This window comes from Geomonas diazotrophica (assembly GCF_018919385.1).
GTDB classification, from domain to species: domain Bacteria; phylum Desulfobacterota; class Desulfuromonadia; order Geobacterales; family Geobacteraceae; genus Geomonas; species Geomonas diazotrophica.
This window is the reverse complement of the sequence record NZ_JAHLMF010000043.1, coordinates 1-770: the sequence shown is the minus strand read 5'-3', so window position 1 is coordinate 770 and position 770 is coordinate 1. Positions and strand designations below refer to the sequence as shown.

The following is a 770-nucleotide window of genomic DNA, read 5'->3' as shown; positions in this document are numbered from 1 at the left end:
GGTTGGTCCCGAAGTGCGTGAGCTAACCCGCAAGGGAGGCAGCGTCCTAAGGAATGGCCGGTGACTGGGGTGAAGTCGTAACAAGGTAGCCGTAGGGGAACCTGCGGCTGGATCACCTCCTTTCTAAGGAGCCTAACCAGCCAGTGACCTCGAGTCACGTAAGATGCTGGTCATGGTTATCCAGGTCAATTCGCAAATACTGTCTACTATTTAGTTTTGAAAGTCCAAGCCTCGGCTGAATCGAGGTTTTTTGTTCTTTTAACTCTTAGAGATGAATGGTTAGCGATGACTGCCAGGCACGATTTTTAGTGATTGAGTATTCATCACTGATTGGTACGGGCCTGTAGCTCAGCTGGCTAGAGCACACGACTGATAATCGTGAGGTCGGTGGTTCGAGTCCACCTAGGCCCACCATCCCCCTCCGCCAAGGCTACGGGGGATTATCCAGTCGCCATCACCATCGATTTAAAATGGGGGTGTAGCTCAGCTGGGAGAGCACCTGCCTTGCACGCAGGGGGTCATCGGTTCGATCCCGTTCACCTCCACCATTTTTCCCGCGCAAGCGGAAAAATGCCCACCGAAGCCTCGGCGAAGGCGGGCAGCTAGATTCGTTCTTTGACAATTGCATAGTAGTGAATGTAGGTAACAACCGAAATGACGTAAGTCGTTTCGGGAAGTATGCATGGCAGTGAGATCATTTACAGTTTTTTTATGGTCAAGCTACTAAGGGCGTACGGTGGATGCCTAGGCAGAGAGAGGCGATGAAGGAC

The 770-nt window shown here is 51.8% G+C and carries 2 tRNA genes and 1 rRNA gene; all 3 read left to right on the top strand.

Annotated elements, in window-relative coordinates:
- Positions 1-123: ribosomal RNA gene (locus KOM00_RS20460) — 16S ribosomal RNA — on the top strand; the annotation flags it as partial.
- Positions 124-337: 214 nt separating this feature from the next.
- Positions 338-414, top strand: a tRNA-Ile gene (locus KOM00_RS20455).
- A gap of 58 nt (positions 415-472) precedes the next feature.
- Positions 473-548 (top strand) — tRNA-Ala (locus tag KOM00_RS20450).
- The last annotated feature ends 222 nt before the right edge of the window (positions 549-770 follow it).